Origin of the sequence: Fontibacillus phaseoli (assembly GCF_003337355.1) — a bacterium.
Taxonomy (GTDB): domain Bacteria; phylum Bacillota; class Bacilli; order Paenibacillales; family Paenibacillaceae; genus Fontibacillus; species Fontibacillus phaseoli.
Genome location: NZ_QPJW01000009.1, coordinates 65,709 through 82,051 on the forward strand (window position 1 = coordinate 65,709; position 16,343 = coordinate 82,051).

At 48.6% G+C, this 16,343-nt stretch carries 18 protein-coding genes; 5 read left to right on the forward strand and 13 right to left on the reverse strand.

Going from position 1 to position 16,343, the window contains the following annotated elements:
- Positions 1–8: 8 nt before the first annotated feature.
- The 4 genes from DFP94_RS18650 to DFP94_RS18665 are packed head-to-tail and all read right to left on the reverse strand — an operon-like array spanning position 9 to position 3,567.
- A complete protein-coding gene (locus tag DFP94_RS18650; protein ID WP_114497987.1) occupies positions 9–848 on the reverse strand; it encodes a sugar phosphate nucleotidyltransferase in 840 nt (279 codons plus the stop codon).
- A gap of 19 nt (positions 849–867) precedes the next feature.
- Complete coding sequence (locus tag DFP94_RS18655) at positions 868–1,983, reverse strand: NAD-dependent epimerase/dehydratase family protein (protein WP_181873215.1); 1,116 nt, start codon at positions 1,981–1,983, stop codon at positions 868–870.
- Positions 1,980–2,528, reverse strand: coding sequence for an SIS domain-containing protein (locus tag DFP94_RS18660; RefSeq protein WP_181873216.1), 549 nt, complete (start codon positions 2,526–2,528; stop codon positions 1,980–1,982). The genes DFP94_RS18655 and DFP94_RS18660 overlap by 4 nt, the downstream gene beginning before the upstream one ends.
- Complete coding sequence (locus DFP94_RS18665) at positions 2,503–3,567, reverse strand: GHMP family kinase ATP-binding protein (protein ID WP_114497990.1); 1,065 nt, start codon at positions 3,565–3,567, stop codon at positions 2,503–2,505. The genes DFP94_RS18660 and DFP94_RS18665 overlap by 26 nt, the downstream gene beginning before the upstream one ends.
- A 288-nt stretch (positions 3,568–3,855) precedes the next feature.
- Between DFP94_RS18665 and DFP94_RS18670 the strand changes: the two genes are divergently transcribed.
- Entirely contained in the window at positions 3,856–4,971 is a 1,116-nt protein-coding gene (locus DFP94_RS18670; RefSeq protein ID WP_114497991.1) for an HAD-IIIA family hydrolase, read from the forward strand.
- A gap of 71 nt (positions 4,972–5,042) precedes the next feature.
- Here the strand turns inward: DFP94_RS18670 and DFP94_RS18675 are convergent, their stop codons facing one another.
- The 8 genes from DFP94_RS18675 to DFP94_RS18710 all read right to left on the reverse strand — a co-directional run bounded on the left by DFP94_RS18675 (position 5,043) and on the right by DFP94_RS18710 (position 11,852).
- Positions 5,043–5,246: a hypothetical protein gene (locus DFP94_RS18675; RefSeq protein WP_114497992.1), complete on the reverse strand. Its 204-nt coding sequence runs from the start codon at positions 5,244–5,246 to the stop codon at positions 5,043–5,045.
- A gap of 48 nt (positions 5,247–5,294) precedes the next feature.
- Positions 5,295–5,864 carry a manganese catalase family protein gene (locus DFP94_RS18680; protein ID WP_114497993.1) on the reverse strand — a complete coding sequence of 190 codons (570 nt, stop codon included), beginning with the start codon at positions 5,862–5,864 and terminating at the stop codon, positions 5,295–5,297.
- Between the two features lie 48 nt (positions 5,865–5,912).
- Entirely contained in the window at positions 5,913–6,188 is a 276-nt protein-coding gene (locus DFP94_RS18685) for a spore coat protein CotJB (RefSeq protein WP_114497994.1), read from the reverse strand.
- A 4-nt stretch (positions 6,189–6,192) separates the two neighbouring features.
- Positions 6,193–6,411, reverse strand: coding sequence for a spore coat associated protein CotJA (locus DFP94_RS18690; protein ID WP_114497995.1), 219 nt, complete (start codon positions 6,409–6,411; stop codon positions 6,193–6,195).
- Positions 6,412–6,586: 175 nt separating this feature from the next.
- On the reverse strand, positions 6,587–7,960 hold the full coding sequence (locus DFP94_RS18695) for a hemolysin family protein (RefSeq protein WP_114497996.1): 1,374 nt from the start codon (positions 7,958–7,960) through the stop codon (positions 6,587–6,589).
- 18 nt (positions 7,961–7,978) lie between these two features.
- The gene (yfkAB, locus tag DFP94_RS18700) at positions 7,979–9,094 is read right to left on the reverse strand and encodes a radical SAM/CxCxxxxC motif protein YfkAB (protein WP_425459266.1); all 1,116 of its coding nucleotides are present in this window, start codon (positions 9,092–9,094) and stop codon (positions 7,979–7,981) included.
- A 108-nt stretch (positions 9,095–9,202) separates the two neighbouring features.
- Positions 9,203–10,312 (reverse strand): HD-GYP domain-containing protein, encoded by a 1,110-nt coding sequence (locus DFP94_RS18705; protein ID WP_114498079.1) that lies wholly within the window; start codon positions 10,310–10,312, stop codon positions 9,203–9,205.
- Between the two features lie 103 nt (positions 10,313–10,415).
- Complete coding sequence (locus DFP94_RS18710) at positions 10,416–11,852, reverse strand: bifunctional metallophosphatase/5'-nucleotidase (protein WP_114497998.1); 1,437 nt, start codon at positions 11,850–11,852, stop codon at positions 10,416–10,418.
- Between the two features lie 151 nt (positions 11,853–12,003).
- Between DFP94_RS18710 and DFP94_RS18715 the strand changes: the two genes are divergently transcribed.
- From DFP94_RS18715 to DFP94_RS18730, 4 genes are all read left to right on the forward strand, one after another.
- Entirely contained in the window at positions 12,004–12,738 is a 735-nt protein-coding gene (locus DFP94_RS18715) for a molybdenum cofactor biosynthesis protein (protein WP_114497999.1), read from the forward strand.
- Positions 12,739–12,830: 92 nt separating this feature from the next.
- Positions 12,831–13,877 carry an HD-GYP domain-containing protein gene (locus DFP94_RS18720; RefSeq protein WP_114498000.1) on the forward strand — a complete coding sequence of 349 codons (1,047 nt, stop codon included), beginning with the start codon at positions 12,831–12,833 and terminating at the stop codon, positions 13,875–13,877.
- Positions 13,878–14,014: 137 nt separating this feature from the next.
- A complete protein-coding gene (locus DFP94_RS18725) occupies positions 14,015–14,218 on the forward strand; it encodes a hypothetical protein (protein WP_114498001.1) in 204 nt (67 codons plus the stop codon).
- Positions 14,219–14,358: 140 nt separating this feature from the next.
- Complete coding sequence (locus DFP94_RS18730) at positions 14,359–14,877, forward strand: SHOCT domain-containing protein (protein ID WP_181873217.1); 519 nt, start codon at positions 14,359–14,361, stop codon at positions 14,875–14,877.
- A 54-nt stretch (positions 14,878–14,931) separates the two neighbouring features.
- On the opposite strand, the gene sufB is transcribed toward DFP94_RS18730, so the two are convergent.
- Positions 14,932–16,329, reverse strand: a complete 1,398-nt coding sequence (sufB, locus tag DFP94_RS18735; RefSeq protein WP_114498003.1) for a Fe-S cluster assembly protein SufB — start codon at positions 16,327–16,329, stop codon at positions 14,932–14,934.
- Between the last annotated feature and the right edge of the window lie 14 nt (positions 16,330–16,343).

The following is a 16,343-nucleotide window of genomic DNA, read 5'->3' on the forward strand; positions in this document are numbered from 1 at the left end:
TACGGATGTTAAGCCAGTTTTATTTTTCCGGTGAACAAGGCTTCATTCAGCCTAAACCAGGTTTGAGGGGTACCTATATCGTAAATGGCCCCATGGTGCATCACGCCAAATAACCGGTCTCTCTCCACCAGCGTATTCAAGGCGTCCGACAAATCTACTTCCTTCATATGGGATCTACCTATCATCGAGGACCTGAGCAAATCGTAGATAAGACCCGGAAAAATGTAACTGCCTAAAATCGATAAATTCGAAGTTACTTCGCGCGGGTCCGGTTTTTCGACGACTCTCCTGATCATAAAAACATCTGACGAACAACCGGCTTGGTCCTCCGGCTCGGCGATCCCCACGCAGCTAATTCGCTCACGCTCGACGGTAGCCAGGCCGATAACCGGGCTCAAGGTTTCGCTATAGGCCTTGATTAACCGCACAAGATGGCTTACTCCTTCCTCGATGATCACATCCCCCAAAATGACCAGAAACGGTTCATCCCCCGTAAACCGCTCCCCATGAAGCAAGGCATCGGCTAGTCCGGAAGGCTGGTGTTGCATTTCAAAATTAATGATCGGCAGCCCGTAAAAATCACGTTGGTATTGCTCCAGGAGCAGGGCGTTTTTTTCTTGCAATTGCCGCTCCCATGGCTCATGCCGATTGAAATAATCGATAATCACTTTTTTGTGCCTGTTTATAATGATAAGTACTTCTTCCACGCCGCATTGGCCGAGCATATCCACGATAACGTGGATAGCTGGTTTATTCATCACCGGCAGCATCTCTTTAGGGATTGCTTTGGTGAACGGCAAGAAGCGTGTCCCCAACCCTCCAGCCGTAATCACTGCTTTCTTGATCATCCTTTTACCTCTGTACACGTTAATGGCCTTGCCGTGATTTTCGCAATACCCCTTGACCGGACATCACCACGATAGCTTCACCGCTTCTGTCTTTTTGTTCGTTTCGTAAATTAAACCACGCTTTCGCATCGCGGATAATCTCATCCAGCGTATATTTGCGCTGCCAGCCCATGGCAGTCAGCTTTGCCGAAGATGAAAAGGTGTGCCTGGCATCCCCGATCCGGAACAGCTGCGGAGCCTCCATTTCATAACCGCCTCCATATAAGGAAATCAGCTTCCTCGCATATTCATTTACCGTGGTCGGGATTTCGCCGCCAACATTATAGATTTGTCCGGTCGTAAGGTGAGATTCTAATGCCAGGAGATTAGCCTCTGCCACATCTTTTACATGGACAAAATCCCTGTTCTGTTCCCCGTCTTCAAAAATAGTAAGCGGCTTGTCGTTCATCAATTGCTGATTGAATATCCTCCCGATGCCCGAATAGGCGTTGTAAATCGATTGTCCCGGACCCTGAACGAGCGAATAACGCAAACAAGTCGTAGGAATGCCATATTTTTCTCCCATAGAGATCGCGAACCGTTCTGCGGCAAACTTGGAAATTCCGTAGGGAGTTACAGGATTTGCGTCGCTCTCATCTAATGCGGTCCAAGTACTTGGGCCATTACAAACGGGACACTTCATCTCCCAGTCGCCAAGTTCCAACTGTTTTAAGGGCCGAGAACCGTAAAAATGTCCATGCTCCGGACAAAGGTACTTCCCGTCCCCGTAAACCGCCTGTGTAGAAGCAACGACGATCTTGTCGATATGAAGCTTGTTCTCCAGAATCAGTTCATAAATCAAGGATGTCCCTACACTGTTCGTGGCAAAAAAAGAGCTGAAATCCGTTAAATAATCCTGATACGCCGCCAAGTGAATTATGGAGTTGGCCTGCCTAAGCAATTGTTCCAGCCGGCTGCGATCCAACAGATCGGCGCGAACGACCTGAACGTCCCGGGGAAAATCGGGTTCAGGCGCATCCATATGAACACGGGACATGAAATTATCCAGCACCGTAACCCGATATCCCTCCGAAACCAATCTATGAACGGTATGCTGGCCGATGAATCCCGCTCCGCCCGTAACCAGTACATTCAATGTAAGCACCTCGCAGCGGAAAAGCTGCTGAGCTTGGCTAAAACCGCATGCCCGATAATGACATGCGCATTCTCAATCTGTTCCATGTCGTCGGAATGGACTACCAGAGCCTTCCGGCTTAATCGGCTCAATTGGCCGCCTCCCATTCCCGTAAGGCCAAACGTATGCATTCCTCTGTCTGCTGCCGTTGTGACGGCCTCCAGAACATTGGCGGAATTACCGCTGCCGGAAATGGCAAACAGCAGATCCCTTTCTCTGCCCAGACATTCCAATTGTTTGCTAAAAACATACCGGTACCCGAAATGGGCACTATAGTGATTCAGTACACCCATATTCGCATTCAGACTGAGTGCCCGAATTCCAGCTGCCAAAAAATCTCCGGCCAATAAATTGGCTGTCGCCCCGCTGCCGCCGTTACCGCAAAAATAAATGAGGCCCTCATGATCAATCACGTCTTCCATAATTGCGGTTAAAGTATCTAATTCTTGCCCGGAAACAACGTCCAGAATATCTCTAAGTTCAACGATTTTGTTGTGTGGATACAATGCATTCAGCCTCCTCCGCAGAACACAAAATGGAATCTATCGAATGATGACCGTTTTGCTTATTGTAATCTTCGAGCGTAATCGCCGTACTTCCCATAGAGTCGAACCCGACTTTTACTTTCGCCAGTTCCGCCAGTTCGGTAATGACCTTTCCCTGAAGCTCAGGTTTGCACACGACGAGCATATGCCCCCCTCCGCCGGCTCCGGCGATTTTCACTCCGTAGGCCCCCGCAGCTATACTCCGCTCAATGTAAGAGTCGATCCGGGCATTACTGATCCCGCTGGACAACTTTTTCTTCAACTCCCAACCTTCTTGTATCAGCAGCCCAAAGTGATCCATGTCGCCTCGCTGCAAACATGCTATTGCTTCATCAACATGATCCCGCATAATGGACAAAATGGGGCGGGTCGATTCAATATTGTCGCTTTGCCTGCTCAAAATACTTTCTGCCTTACGGGGAATTTGTGTTGAAAATAAAATGAGGTGCTTTTCCAGCCGGACAATCTCTTCGCATGAAATGTCGGGAATGGCACTGGTTACTTTGCCGGAAGGTAAAAATTCATGAACTCTAAAACCGCCATACGCCGCAATGTATTGATCTTGCTTGCCGATTGGCTTGTGAAGGAGATCTATTTCGATGTGACAAGCCAGAATGGCCAGCATTTCCGGGGAAGGTTGTTGCCCAAGGTGCATGAATAACGCATGCAGCAAAGCCACGGTCAATGTACTGGAGGAGCCTAATCCGCTGCCATTCGAGGTGACGTCGGACCTGACGACAATATTTACTCCGCCAAGCAATCCCGTAAGGCGTAAACACTCTCTAATAATTTCATGGCGGATCTCATCGATACCCGAAACAAACTCTTTATCGAGGTAATCCAGATAAATATGATTGTCGTCTCTGGCAAAGATGAATACATAGATGTATTTTCGGATGGATGTGCTGATCACTTTTCCGACGTCTTGCTTCCAAAACCCGTAAATATCGGTTCCCCCGCCAAAAAAACTGATTCTTAATGGTGCTCTAATCACAATCATTAAACATCCCTCGCCCCCGAATTCTAATGAATCCTCAAAACATAGAGACTGGTTGTGGAGTGAAAAATATACAAAACTTACTTACTTGTCCCTGTCATTATAAAATAGTTGCATCCATTTTTAAGGTGGGCGATATTGAGGTTTATGGTTGAAATACTTCTTAAATATGATAGATCAATCAATTTATGGAAATATAATCTAGTAATCTCCGTCCGATTATATTAAGTTAAGAATAAGCTGGCTCTGTCGGCATAGTTTTTAATTCAATACAGGGAGGTCGTTCTTCGCATGATAACTGCAGATTATGTAAAAGCAATAAACCAGTTTATCAGTGACTGCACCTGGGACAACTACAGTGAAATTTATCGTCAATTATCCAACCTCGCCGATCGCCGCGGTACCCTTTATTTGGTCGGTTCAGGCGGCAGCGGCAGTACCTGCGATCATTTTGCCAACGATATTTCCAAATCTTTCGGTACCTTGCTGCTAAACCGCTATGGATTCGCGCTCAATGTCGTATCCGCAACCGAATCGATGTCAGCCCTAACCGCATATGCCAATGACAACTTGCTGGAAAATATGTTTACCGATTTCTTGAACAAACGGGTTACCCAACATGATTTGCTTATGGTGTTCAGTGCCTCGGCTCCGCATCAGAATGTGGTTCGTGCCGTGGAATATTGCAGCGGAATCGGCATGAGCACCGTAGCCGTAACGGGTGAATCTTCTAATGAGCTAATTCAGCTTTGCGACGTTGCATTAACCGTGCCGATGGATGCGCCGTCTATGGCCGAGGATGTGTTCTTGTTATTATGTCACTGCTGGACAAGCCAACTTAGAGAACAATATGAACAACCTACCGTATTTCTTGACCGTGACGGTGTGCTTAACTTAAACCGTTCCGATTACGTAAAATCGGTGGATGAACTGATCCTGACGCAGCAGGCCGGCGAGTGCATCGCACAATTGAACCGTGCAGGATTTGCTACCGTGATCATTACGAATCAGGCGGGGATCGGAAGCCAACTTTTCAGTGAAACGGAATTGGAACAAATCCATAACAAGCTAAAGCGGGAGATTCAATTAAAAGGGGGGCACATCGGTGCCATCTATGTTTGTCCCCATACTCCGGACGAGGCGTGCCAGTGCCGCAAACCCGAAGACGGCTTGATCGAACGTGCCATCTCGGAACTCTCCCTGAGAAGATCGCATTCTTACTTAATCGGTGACCATTGTTCGGATATTCAGGCCGGGATTAAGTCGCGACTGCACACGGTTTTCCTGACCGATGGCCGAGGATCGCGAGAGGACTTTCCCCCAGGAACCGGGGCTCATTTCAATGCGTCAAATTTGCAGGAAGCGGTTCAATATATTATTGGTCATAGAAAAACGAACGTAAATTAGTTTCCATAGAAAAACCGTCAGGGGAAGATGCCCTGACGGTTTCTTTATCTTGACTTGGATCACAAGCTGCTCTATCGCTGCACGGTCTGGTCTGCTCCGGTATCGATTCGTTCCTGGGGTGCGTTGAAGCAGCGTTTGCAGACTTTCAGAGCCTGACCCGAGCTGCTCATCTTCGTATAAAGCAGTTTAATCCGAGTGCTTTTGCAGACCGGGCATGTGCCACGGCCTCTGGAGGGAATGATCCACAACGCTTTCCCGCGCTTGGATTTTGACATAAGGGATCACCTTCATTTCAAAGTGGCGGCAAATATTAGCCCAGTACTCTAAAAGAACTTCTTATGTTCGCGGTCGTCTTTCAAGATTTCCACCGATTCGCGGAAGCGCAGGGAGTGAACGATCTCGCGCTCGCGCAGGAACTTGAGGCTATCCTGCAGGTCGACGTCGTCCGTCATGTCAATCAGCCACTGGTATGTAGCCCGCGCTTTTTCTTCCGCCGCGATGTCTTCATACAGATCGGCGATCGGATCGCCTTTGGCCTGGATGTAAGCGGCGGTGAAGGGAACTCCCGAAGCATTCTCATAGAAGAGCGCCCGGTCATGGGCCACATAATGGCTGTCCAGCCCGGCGGCTTTGAGTTCCTCCACGGTGGCGTCTTTAGTCAATTTATAGACCATCGTAGCGATCATTTCGAGGTGCGCCAATTCTTCGGTAGCGATATCATTAAGAACACCGATCACCTTATCCGGGATCGTGTACCGCTGATTCATATAACGAAGGGCAGCCGCCAATTCGCCGTCCGCACCGCCGTACTGCTCCATTAACAACTTCGCCATATGAATATCGCATTTGCCGACCCGAACCGGGTATTGCAACTTTTTCTCATAGATCCACATTGCTTCGTACTTACCTCCTTTAGCTCTTTAAGTGCAGGCGGCAGGTTGTTATACCTGCCACGGCCATGGGGCCTGCGACCATTCCCACGGATACTTGGAATAAGCACGTCCGAAATTTTGCAGCGGCCCGTAGAGTTGCTGAAAATGGTTTGCCAATTGCGTCCGCTCCTGGGTTAACTGGTTAAACTGCTGGATCGCAGCCAAATCATCCGGATGGGTATCGAGAAAAAGGTTCAGCTCGACAAGCACGAAATCCAGCGCCTGAAGCTTCTCCAACAACGCGTAGTACTCCGGATCGCAATGCGGTTTCGATGTGGAACTCATTTCATCACCGTCCTTTTCCCCATCTGGATTCATAGGGACTGTACAAAGCGGGCCACAACGTGCCATGTCTCAAAGCTTCCTGCGGAGTGAACTGGGGCCAATTAGGCGGCTGAAAGCAAATAAACAACTGCGGAGGTGTGCTGTATGTTTTGCAGGTTATGGGAGGGCATGGATCGCATGGGCCGATAAATGGAGCATAAGATTGCTCATTCGGAAAACTCAATCTGGGTTCCTCCTTCTAAGGGATTCCATTGCTGCACGGGACAACTAGGTCCCCTGCATCCTCATCATTAACATATGACGTTCGCCCAGAATATGAACCCGATTTCTTGTGAATAAACCGAAAAAAACGTCAGCCTTGTGGGTACAAGGACTGACGTTTTTATACTTTTTAATGGTTACACTCCTGGCTCAAATTCCTGCGCTGAATTATCAGCGACAGTCTCTTTGCTGATTTTTACCCGGGTAATCCGCAATCGGCCGGATTCGGCCACTTCGAAGATCACATTGCCGAAGGACTTCTTCTTCCCTTTCGCCGGGGCGCCCTCCAGTTCCTTGAACAGCCAGCCGCCGACGGAATCGACCTCATCGTCTTCGATATCGATGCCCATCAGGTCATTCACGTCTTCAAGCAGTAACCGGCCGTCTACGGAATAAACGCCTTCGCCCAGTTTTTCGACTTCGGGCCGCTCATCTTCAAACTCGTCATGAAGATCGCCGACGATCTCCTCGAGAATCACCTCGACCGTCAACAGTCCGGCCGTACCACCGTATTCATCGACTACGAGCGTCAGTTGGGAATGCTTCTTCTGCATCAGGCGAAGCACATGGCTGACTTCCATCGATTCCGGCACATTCAGGATCGGGCGGACCATGTCGGCCAGATTCAGCGGACGTCCGGCCTCCGGAAGCAGCAGGTCCGTGATGTGGACGAAACCGATAATCTGGTCTTTATCCTCCACCGCTACCGGATAGCGGGAATGTTTCGTTTCCGCTATGATTTTCATATTTTCTTCCCAGGTTAAATTGGTATACAGGCAGTCCATGTCCGTCCTCGGAAGCATGACTTCCCGGGCGAGCATGTCGGAGAAATCGAAAATATTGTCCATCAGCTTCATTTCATCTTTGTCGATGACCCCGCTCTTGGCGCTTTGATTCATCAGGATGCGTATTTCTTCCTCCGAGTGCGCCGCTTCCCCTTCGCCTGCGGGCTCGATGCCGATTAATCGAAGCATGCCGTTCGCCGCCGAATTAAGCAGCCAGATCACTGGCAAAAAGATCTTATAAAAGAACAGGAGAGGAGCGGAAAGCCAAAGCGAAGTCGCTTCGGATTTCTGAATCGCCAAAGATTTCGGGGCGAGTTCCCCGATGACAATATGCAAAAACGTGATGATCGCAAATCCGATCGCTACGGAAACCGTTGAGATCAGCGTGGGATCGGTGACGCCCATTTTGAGCATCAGCGGTTCGATGAGAAGTTCCGACACCGCCGGTTCCCCGACCCAACCGAGTCCAAGCGAAGCAAGCGTAATCCCGAGCTGGGTCGCCGAAAGATAGGCATCCAGCCGCTTGTTCACCCTCAGCGCGTATATGGCGCGTTTATTCCCTTCGCTGACGAGTTGGGTCAGCCTGGACTGCCGAACCTTCACCAGCGAGAATTCCGCGGCAACGAAGAAACCGTTCAGGAATACTAAAATAAATACGATTAATAAATTTATGGCCAGTTTGCCAAATTCAAAATCAGCATGAGCGTTGGCGATGGCGTAGTGCATGTAAAGTGCGCCTTCTTTCTATAGTGTGATCGCTTTCCGGGATTTGAAGTCGATGTCTTTGTAATACATATCGGCGACAAGCAAATTCGGCCCGCAGCAACCCGCCGCATCGCAGTGGCAGTTTACCTTTTGATTCAGGGGATGGTTATTCAGCCAATCGGCGAATATATCGTCCAACCGCGCATCCCGTACATTTCCGAAAGCCGGGATCGCCGCAAAATCGGTCACATATACATCCCCGGTAAACATATTGACATTTACCCGGTTTCGTCCGTCGGGATCGTTCCGCACCGTTACATTCGGCTCCTTGCGCAAGCGGCGGAGTAACTCGGTATCCTCCTTATTCCCGTTGCAGGCGAAAAAGGGCAGCGTGCCGAACAACATCCAAAGTTCCCGGTTCCGGGCATCCAGGAGCGAATGAATAGCGCTCCGCATCTTTTCTAAAGGAAGAACCGGCAGCCCTTCGGCAAAGTCGGCGGCATACATCGGATGAACTTCATGCCGCCGGCAACCCATGTCCTGAATCAGCCGGTGTATTTCCGGCAATTTATCATAAGTACGATAATTGATCATCGATTCGGCTGAGATAAACATTCCGGCTTCACTTAGCTTTCGCGAGTTTTCAATCATTTTATGATACATCCTATAAGCGACATCCGCATTTACAGAATGTCCGCTGCGGGCGAATCCGACCTCATGAAATTCACGCTCATTGGTATAGTTGAATGAAATATGCATCACATCCAGAAAAGGAAGCAGCTTCTCATATCGTTCATAGTCCAGCGTTAAATTGGAATTGATTTGCGAACGTACGCCTCTTGATTTCGCATACTTCAGTAATGGAACAATAACTTCGTCCACCGTTTGCCGACGAAAGGTCGGCTCCCCGCCCGTGATACTGATCGTGCGCAGATTCTCCACCTGGTCCAGCGAATTCAGCATGACCTCTAACGGAATTTGCTCCGGCTCCCTCAGCATAAGGCTGTCGCCTACCGCACAGTGCTCACAGCGCATATTGCACAAATTGGTCACCGTCATCTCCACGCTGGTCAATACATGCCGTCCGAATTCGCGGAGTGAAACAATCGGGTCCCAGGGATCGTAGCCCGGACTGATGGCGGAATACCTATCCATATTAACATTCTCTAATTTCATCATTTACTCACCTTATTTCTTTTATTAACCTAAAAAAGAAGAAAATGCACCGGATCGGTGCAGAATCCTCTTACGAAGATATTACCGTCAAGAGACGGACTCCTCCGTTTTATTTTCCATCCCGTCCACTTTCGTAATGACCATGGACAACCGGAATCTTAAATCGACATCGAACGGCGATTTCAGCTCCGCTCCCAGCGGATCACTCAGAACGCGTATCGTCGGGCGATGGGGAATGTCTTTATGTATCTTGACCACGACGCCCTTCTCGCCTGTATTGAGCGTAACCGTCATTCCTAACGGATAGATCGCTACATGATCCCTGAACACTTCCAGCTTGGATTTCTCATACCATTCCCCGCAGCCGGTATAAAGCACTTCCAGTGCTTGATGCGGCAACATGGCCGGACGGTACACCCGATGTGTAGTCATGGCGTCATAGGCGTCGGTAATGGCAATCCAACGCGCGAATTCGGAAATTTCATTCCCTTTAAGTCCGCGAGGGTAGCCGCCGCCGTTGATACGTTCATGATGCTGAAAAGCGCAGTGCGCTGACTTTAAAGGAATACCCGGCTCATCCTTGAGCATGTTGAACCCGATTTGGGTATGCAGCTTAATCTGATTGAATTCTTCCTCGGTTAATTTGGAAGGTTTGTTCAAGAGTTCAAGCGGCAACTTGGTTTTTCCGATATCATGGAGCATCGCGCCAAGTCCGAGTAAGGTCAGATCCTCCTTGTCGTATCCATGAATTTGACCGAGCAGAATCGTATAAATGCACACATTAAGCGAGTGCCGGTACAAATAATGATCCATACTATTGATGTTCATCATCATAATCATGGCGTCTTCCCGTGAACTAAGATCGTCCATTATGGATTCCACCAAGTTGGTAAACGTCTTACCCAAATAAGGATATACGATCCCCCTCACGGCCGGTCCCGTCATTTTACGGAAACTGGTACGGATCTCCTGAAGCGCCCGGCGGCGCGTCTCATCCTCAATCATATCAGGAATGACAACATCCTCTGTCCGCGAATCGGCCACATAGACGAAATCCAATCCATGCAAACGCAGCCGGCGAATAACCGCATCGCTCAGCTCCGCATTTTCCGATAGCAGAATAATCCCGTCCTCATTATAAATCTTTTTTCCAAGCTTCATCCCGGGCTGTAAGGAACTTACTGGTATCAGGCGCAAAAAAACCACTTCCGTCTCTCATTGTTTGCTTAGCATATGATGTAGTTGAACTAACCTTTATTATTATAGAATACAATGGAATTATCGGGAATGCATCCTTCGTTTACAATTCGATCTCTTTCCATCGCGGAAGAAAACAGTTCACCACGGCTCCCGCCGTTTGAAGTTCCATCCTCAGCAGGTCGCGCAAAAAATCCGGCAGCATATACTGCCTTTCCGTGCCGTTTTTTAACCGTTCATAGCCGATTCCGAACGTAAACATGTCTAGTGTACCTACTATATAATCTTTATCGGGTAAGATCGGGACTCCTTGTACGCTAGCCTGCGTAATTTTGTGAAACGGTTCCCCGGAAGGGTCATATAAAATATCCATGCCGTCCACGCAAATTCCTCCAAGCAGCTTACCCCGAAAACCAAAACCATAGATACTTTTATCCGTCATTTCCGGAAGCAAAGATTGCTCCAGACTATAAAGAATATCTTCTCCCCTCAGCTTCATCCGGCAGGGATTAATCGGAGAAGGACAACGTTCATGCAGCATTCCCTCGCTAATTTCTCCAGCGGGAAGACCCATTAGCAACTGACCGCTGTTTATGATCGACAGTTCACTGCCGGTATACCTTTTGACCGCCTGGGCCAGCAGATTGCCAAAGGGAGATTCTGATCCATAATCAATGGGCAGATCCATCTCCGTGACAGCTACGGTACGGTCCAAACGCCGCTTAGCGCTTGCTTGATGAATCCCTATGGCCTTCAGCACGCTTTCGCTCTCTTCTCCATCCCCCACCACTGCACATCGGCTTTCAGCGAGCACGGGCTTTCCGTCCGCTTTGCGGAATTCGATACGGCCAAGATACATCCCGAACTTTCCTGCAGCGACTACCGCCGTATTACCAATCATCAACGGTTCTTCCAGCAGATGATGAGTATGGCCGCCGATAATCAGGCCGATACCCGGAATGCTTTCCGCCAGCGTCCGATCCATCGGCAGTCCCAAATGGGACATGACAACGATCAGATCCACCTGACTGCGCAGCTTCTCCACAGAATCTGCAATCGTGACCTTCGGGTCAAGCACCTCAAGTCCAAGCAAACCATAAAATTCGGGATAAGACGCCGTCGCGCCGATCAGGCCGATCGTCATCCCGCCCCGACGGACAATCCAATGCTCCTTCATCCATTTAGGGGGACGTCCCGTTTCCTTTTCGCGGATGTTTCCGCAAATTACGGGGCAGGTCAAACCCGCATAGGCTTGTTCCAGCAGTTTCGGCGTAAAGGTCAGACCTTCGTTGTTGCCTATCGTGATCGCGTCATAACCGGTAAGATTAAGCACATCGACATTGGCTTGTCCCATTGTCCCTTCCGTTTCGGGAGCCGCCCTGTCCATGTGATCGCCGATGTCGAGCAGCAATACGGATGTATGGGGCCGGCCGCGAAGCTCGTCGACCATCGCCGCTATGCGTCCCATCGTGCCAAAATGGCTGTGCAAATCATTGGTGTATACGATCATTAACGTTTCCTGGTCACTCTCCGGTAGCATGGCCCACCCTCCTTGTTATCTAGAAATTACGTTACACTGAGTTTGCACGAACTTTTCAGTTATAAAGAATATTATATACCTCAAATTTATATATTGTCTTCTTTATATGATATATTAAAATGGTTTCATATCCATTCCGAGGTGAATTAAAATGATAATTACAATATCGCTATTTGCAGGGCTTGCCGACCGAATCGGAACGTCATCCCTAGAATTTGCTTGTAACGAAAACGAACTGAACGCAGACCGGCTGAAAGAGCTGTTATCACAGGATTATCCGGCGGCCGCTTCCTTGATTTCCGTTTCTTTCGTTGCCGTCAATCAGGAGTACGCCGCAGGGAACTCTCCCATTTCGGAGAAAGATGAAGTGGCGCTCATTCCGCCCGTCTCCGGAGGCGAACCCAAACCAGACCTTCAGCACCATGCCTCGGAGGACGGGATGTACGTCATTACGCATCAAGAGCTATCTATAGATCAAGTTACCACTAAAGTCATTACCGCAAACCACGGTGCAGTCCTTACGTTCACCGGGACTACTCGCGAAATGACCGGAGAGCAGCGGACGATTCACCTGGAATACGAAGCCTATGTTCCGATGGCCCTGGCGAAACTGCAACAAATCGGCGACGAAATCAACGAAAAATGGCCAGGGACCCGCTGCGCGATCAGCCACCGGATCGGCCTTGTGAAGATTGCCGAGGCCAGCGTAGTGATCGCCGTATCCTCCCCGCACCGGGCCGGCTGCTATGAAGCAAGCCGCTACTCGATCGAAAGATTGAAACAAATTGTGCCCATTTGGAAAAAAGAATCCTGGGAGGACGGAACCGAATGGAAGGGGCACGGACTGGGACCCTGGGACCCTTCAGCTCCGGGCGAGCTTTCCTAGACTTGCTAATTTCAAGTCCCATAAACATTCATTGTCAATCCATTTATTCCCTGTTATGATGAAAGAAAACTCATAACGAGGTGTCATCGTCCTTGAAAATACACATTATGGATCTCAGTCCCGGAGACCGTCTCGAATCCGATATTTTCAATCATTTTGGGGTCCTGGTCCTTCAAAAGGAAAAAGAACTCACAAACGATGCAATCGTCAAACTCATGCAGCACGGCATCGATTATGTGGATGTCGTACCCTATACGCCAGATGTTCAGATCCCTGTGGCACCGCCGATTTCAGAGCAGGTACAAAAATTAAAGCCCTACTTCGACAATGCGGTGGACGGATTTGAATCGATTTTCTTGGAAGCGCTAACCCGGGGTACTTTTGACGAAAATCAAGTGGATGAACTGCTTGAGCCCATGGTGAATCAATTAGTGAACCAAAAGGACGTAGTTTCCCTTCTGCTCCTGTTAAGCGACAGCGACAATTACACATATAATCACTCCATGCAGGTTGGAATGCTCTCTTATTATATCGCCTCCTGGCTCGGCTATCCTACGGAGGAAGCCTATACGGCAGGAAAAGCCGGTTATTTGATCGACATCGGTAAATGCATGGTGCCCCAGGATATTTTACATAAACCAGGCAAGCTCACGCCGGAAGAATTTGAAGAAATCAAACACCACACGACATACGGACATGACATCGTTTTGAAATCCACCGGAGACAAGCTGTCTGCCCTGGTGGCCCTACAGCATCACGAGCGTGAAGACGGGAGCGGTTATCCTCATGGCCTTACTGAAAAAGACATCCATCCGCTCGCCAAAATCGCGGCCGTTGCCGATGTGTACACAGCGATGACCTCCAACCGGGTATACCAGTCGAAGCAGGAATTGTTATCCGTTCTGCGGGAATTGAACAGCCTCAGCTTCGGGAAACTGAGTCCGGAACCAACCCAGGCACTCATCAACCACTTGCTTCCTAATTTTATCGGCAAAAGAGTACTGCTTAGCTCCGGAGAAGTCGGCTCCATCGTAATGACGAACCAATCCGATTTCTTCAGGCCTCTCGTACAGACGGATTCCCGATTCGTCGATCTGTCCAAGGAACGCGACACGGCGATTGAGGAAGTTTACTTGTAACATAATGATCGGCATCTCTCAATAAAAACTCTCCCATATACGGAATATGGAAGAGTTTTTATTATTTCCAGAACAGGTTTAGATTCACACCTCAACTACCGATATAGTAAGAAGGCATATTTAGAAGGGTGGCAGAAATGAGTAATATGCATGAATTAAAAATGGCGGTAACCTTGGAGCATCATGTTGTGTTGACGCTGGAAGACGGAAATTCTATCGTCGGTTTACCTAAATGGGGGCATAGACCTGAAAAGGTTCAGATTAGGACCGTTGAGGGCGCCGTTTGGGTGATGTTGGAGGAAATTAAGCATGTAACCCGGATAATACCGATGCAATTCTAAATTAGTCAGAAGTAGAAGCGTGTCCACTCCATCAATTTGTGTCGATAGTGCTGCGTCCAGATACTATTAAGTTTACTAATAGAAAATACATCCTTATTTTGGTATCATGTATTCACATGAATATGGGAAGGAAGTCTGATATGTCAAAATTATTGAACACGTTACTTCAATCCGTCAACCAGCAGGATATTATTGACTATGCGGAAGGTTTCAATGGACTAATTGCAGTGACCAAGAATGCCGTTTATTTACAAAGAGGCAAGGTCCTTGAAAGAAAATCTTTAAAGACCTATACTATCAAGAATATTGCTTCCATACAAAGTAAAAAGAAAACTTTTTTACAAAATGGTTATTTTCAAATAATACCAAATTCCGGCGGAAGTGAAGTCAAGCGATTCACTAAGGGCTCTGATTATCTCTTTGATGAGAATACGATAACTATCGCCAATAATAAAGATTACGAAAACTTTACGAGATTAGAGCAATTAATTTATAAGCTCCAAAATGAACCAAGTGTACCTTCCACGATTGCTCCTACAAACCAAACTGTTGAAGATGAATTATCAAAGCTTGAAAAATTAGCGCAATTGAAAGATCAAGGAATAATTAGCCTCGAAGAATTTGAGGCTAAGAAAAAAGAAATATTGTTTAAAGTGTAATCACAAAAAGCCCGCTGACCTATATGGACAGCGGGCTTTTATACAGCTTTTAACTTACCCGATAGACCCTTCCATTTCGAACTTGATCAACCGGTTCATTTCTACCGCATATTCCATCGGCAATTCCTTGGTGAACGGTTCGATGAAGCCCATGACGATCATTTGCGTCGCTTCGGCTTCGGAGAGACCGCGGCTCATCAGGTAGAAGAGCTGCTCCTCGGACACTTTGGAGACGGTAGCTTCATGCTCCAGAACGATATTGTCGTTCATGATTTCGTTATAAGGAATCGTGTCGGACGTCGATTCATTATCAAGAATGAGCGTATCGCATTTGATGTTGGATTTGGCGCCTTCCGCCTGGCGTCCAAAGGAAGCCAGACCGCGGTACGTTACTTTGCCGCCGTGCTTACTGATCGATTTGGAAACGATCGTCGACGTGGTGTCCGGCGCAAGATGGATCATTTTGGCCCCTGCGTCTTGGTGCTGGCCTTTGCCCGCTACTGCGATCGACAGCACGCTGCCTTTCGCTCCGCGGCCCTTCAGCACGACTGCTGGATATTTCATCGTCAATTTGGAGCCGATATTGCCGTCGACCCATTCCATCGTGGCGTTCTCTTCAGCAACCGCCCGTTTGGTAACAAGGTTGTAGATGTTCGGCGCCCAGTTCTGGATCGTCGTGTAACGAACGCGCGCGTTCTTTTTGCAGATGATTTCAACGACGGCGCTATGCAGGGAATTGGTGCTGTAGATCGGAGCCGTACAGCCTTCCACATAGTGCACGAAGCTATCCTCGTCAGCGATAATCAGCGTCCGTTCGAACTGCCCCATATTTTCCGAGTTGATCCGGAAATAGGCTTGCAGCGGAACTTCGCATTTAACGCCTTTCGGCACGTAGATGAAGCTTCCGCCGGACCATACGGCGCTGTTCAGTGCCGCGAACTTGTTGTCCGCCGGAGGGATCACCGTACCGAAATATTCACGGAAAATTTCCGGATGCTCTTTAAGCGCAGTGTCGGTATCCGTAAATATTACGCCTTGATCTTCCAGATCCTTTTGCATGCTGTGATATACGACCTCGGATTCGTACTGCGCGGAAACTCCGGCCAGGAACTTCTGTTCGGCCTCAGGGATGCCGAGCTTGTCGAACGTTTCCTTGATTTCGGAAGGAACCTCTTCCCAAGTCTTCCCTTGCTTCTCGGAAGGTCGAACATAGTATTGAATATCGTTAAAATCGAGATCATCCAAATCTCCGCCCCAGCGCGGCAGCGGCATCTTCTCAAACTGTTCAAGCGATTTAAGCCGGAAGTTCAGCATCCATTCCGGTTCATCCTTGATACGGGAAATTTCCGTGACGATTTCGCGGGTCAAGCCTTTGCCCGATTGGAAAACCGCCTTGTGCTCGTCGCGGAAGCCATATTTATACTCTTCCATTTCAGGCGCTTTTTTTGCCATGGCTGCATTACCTC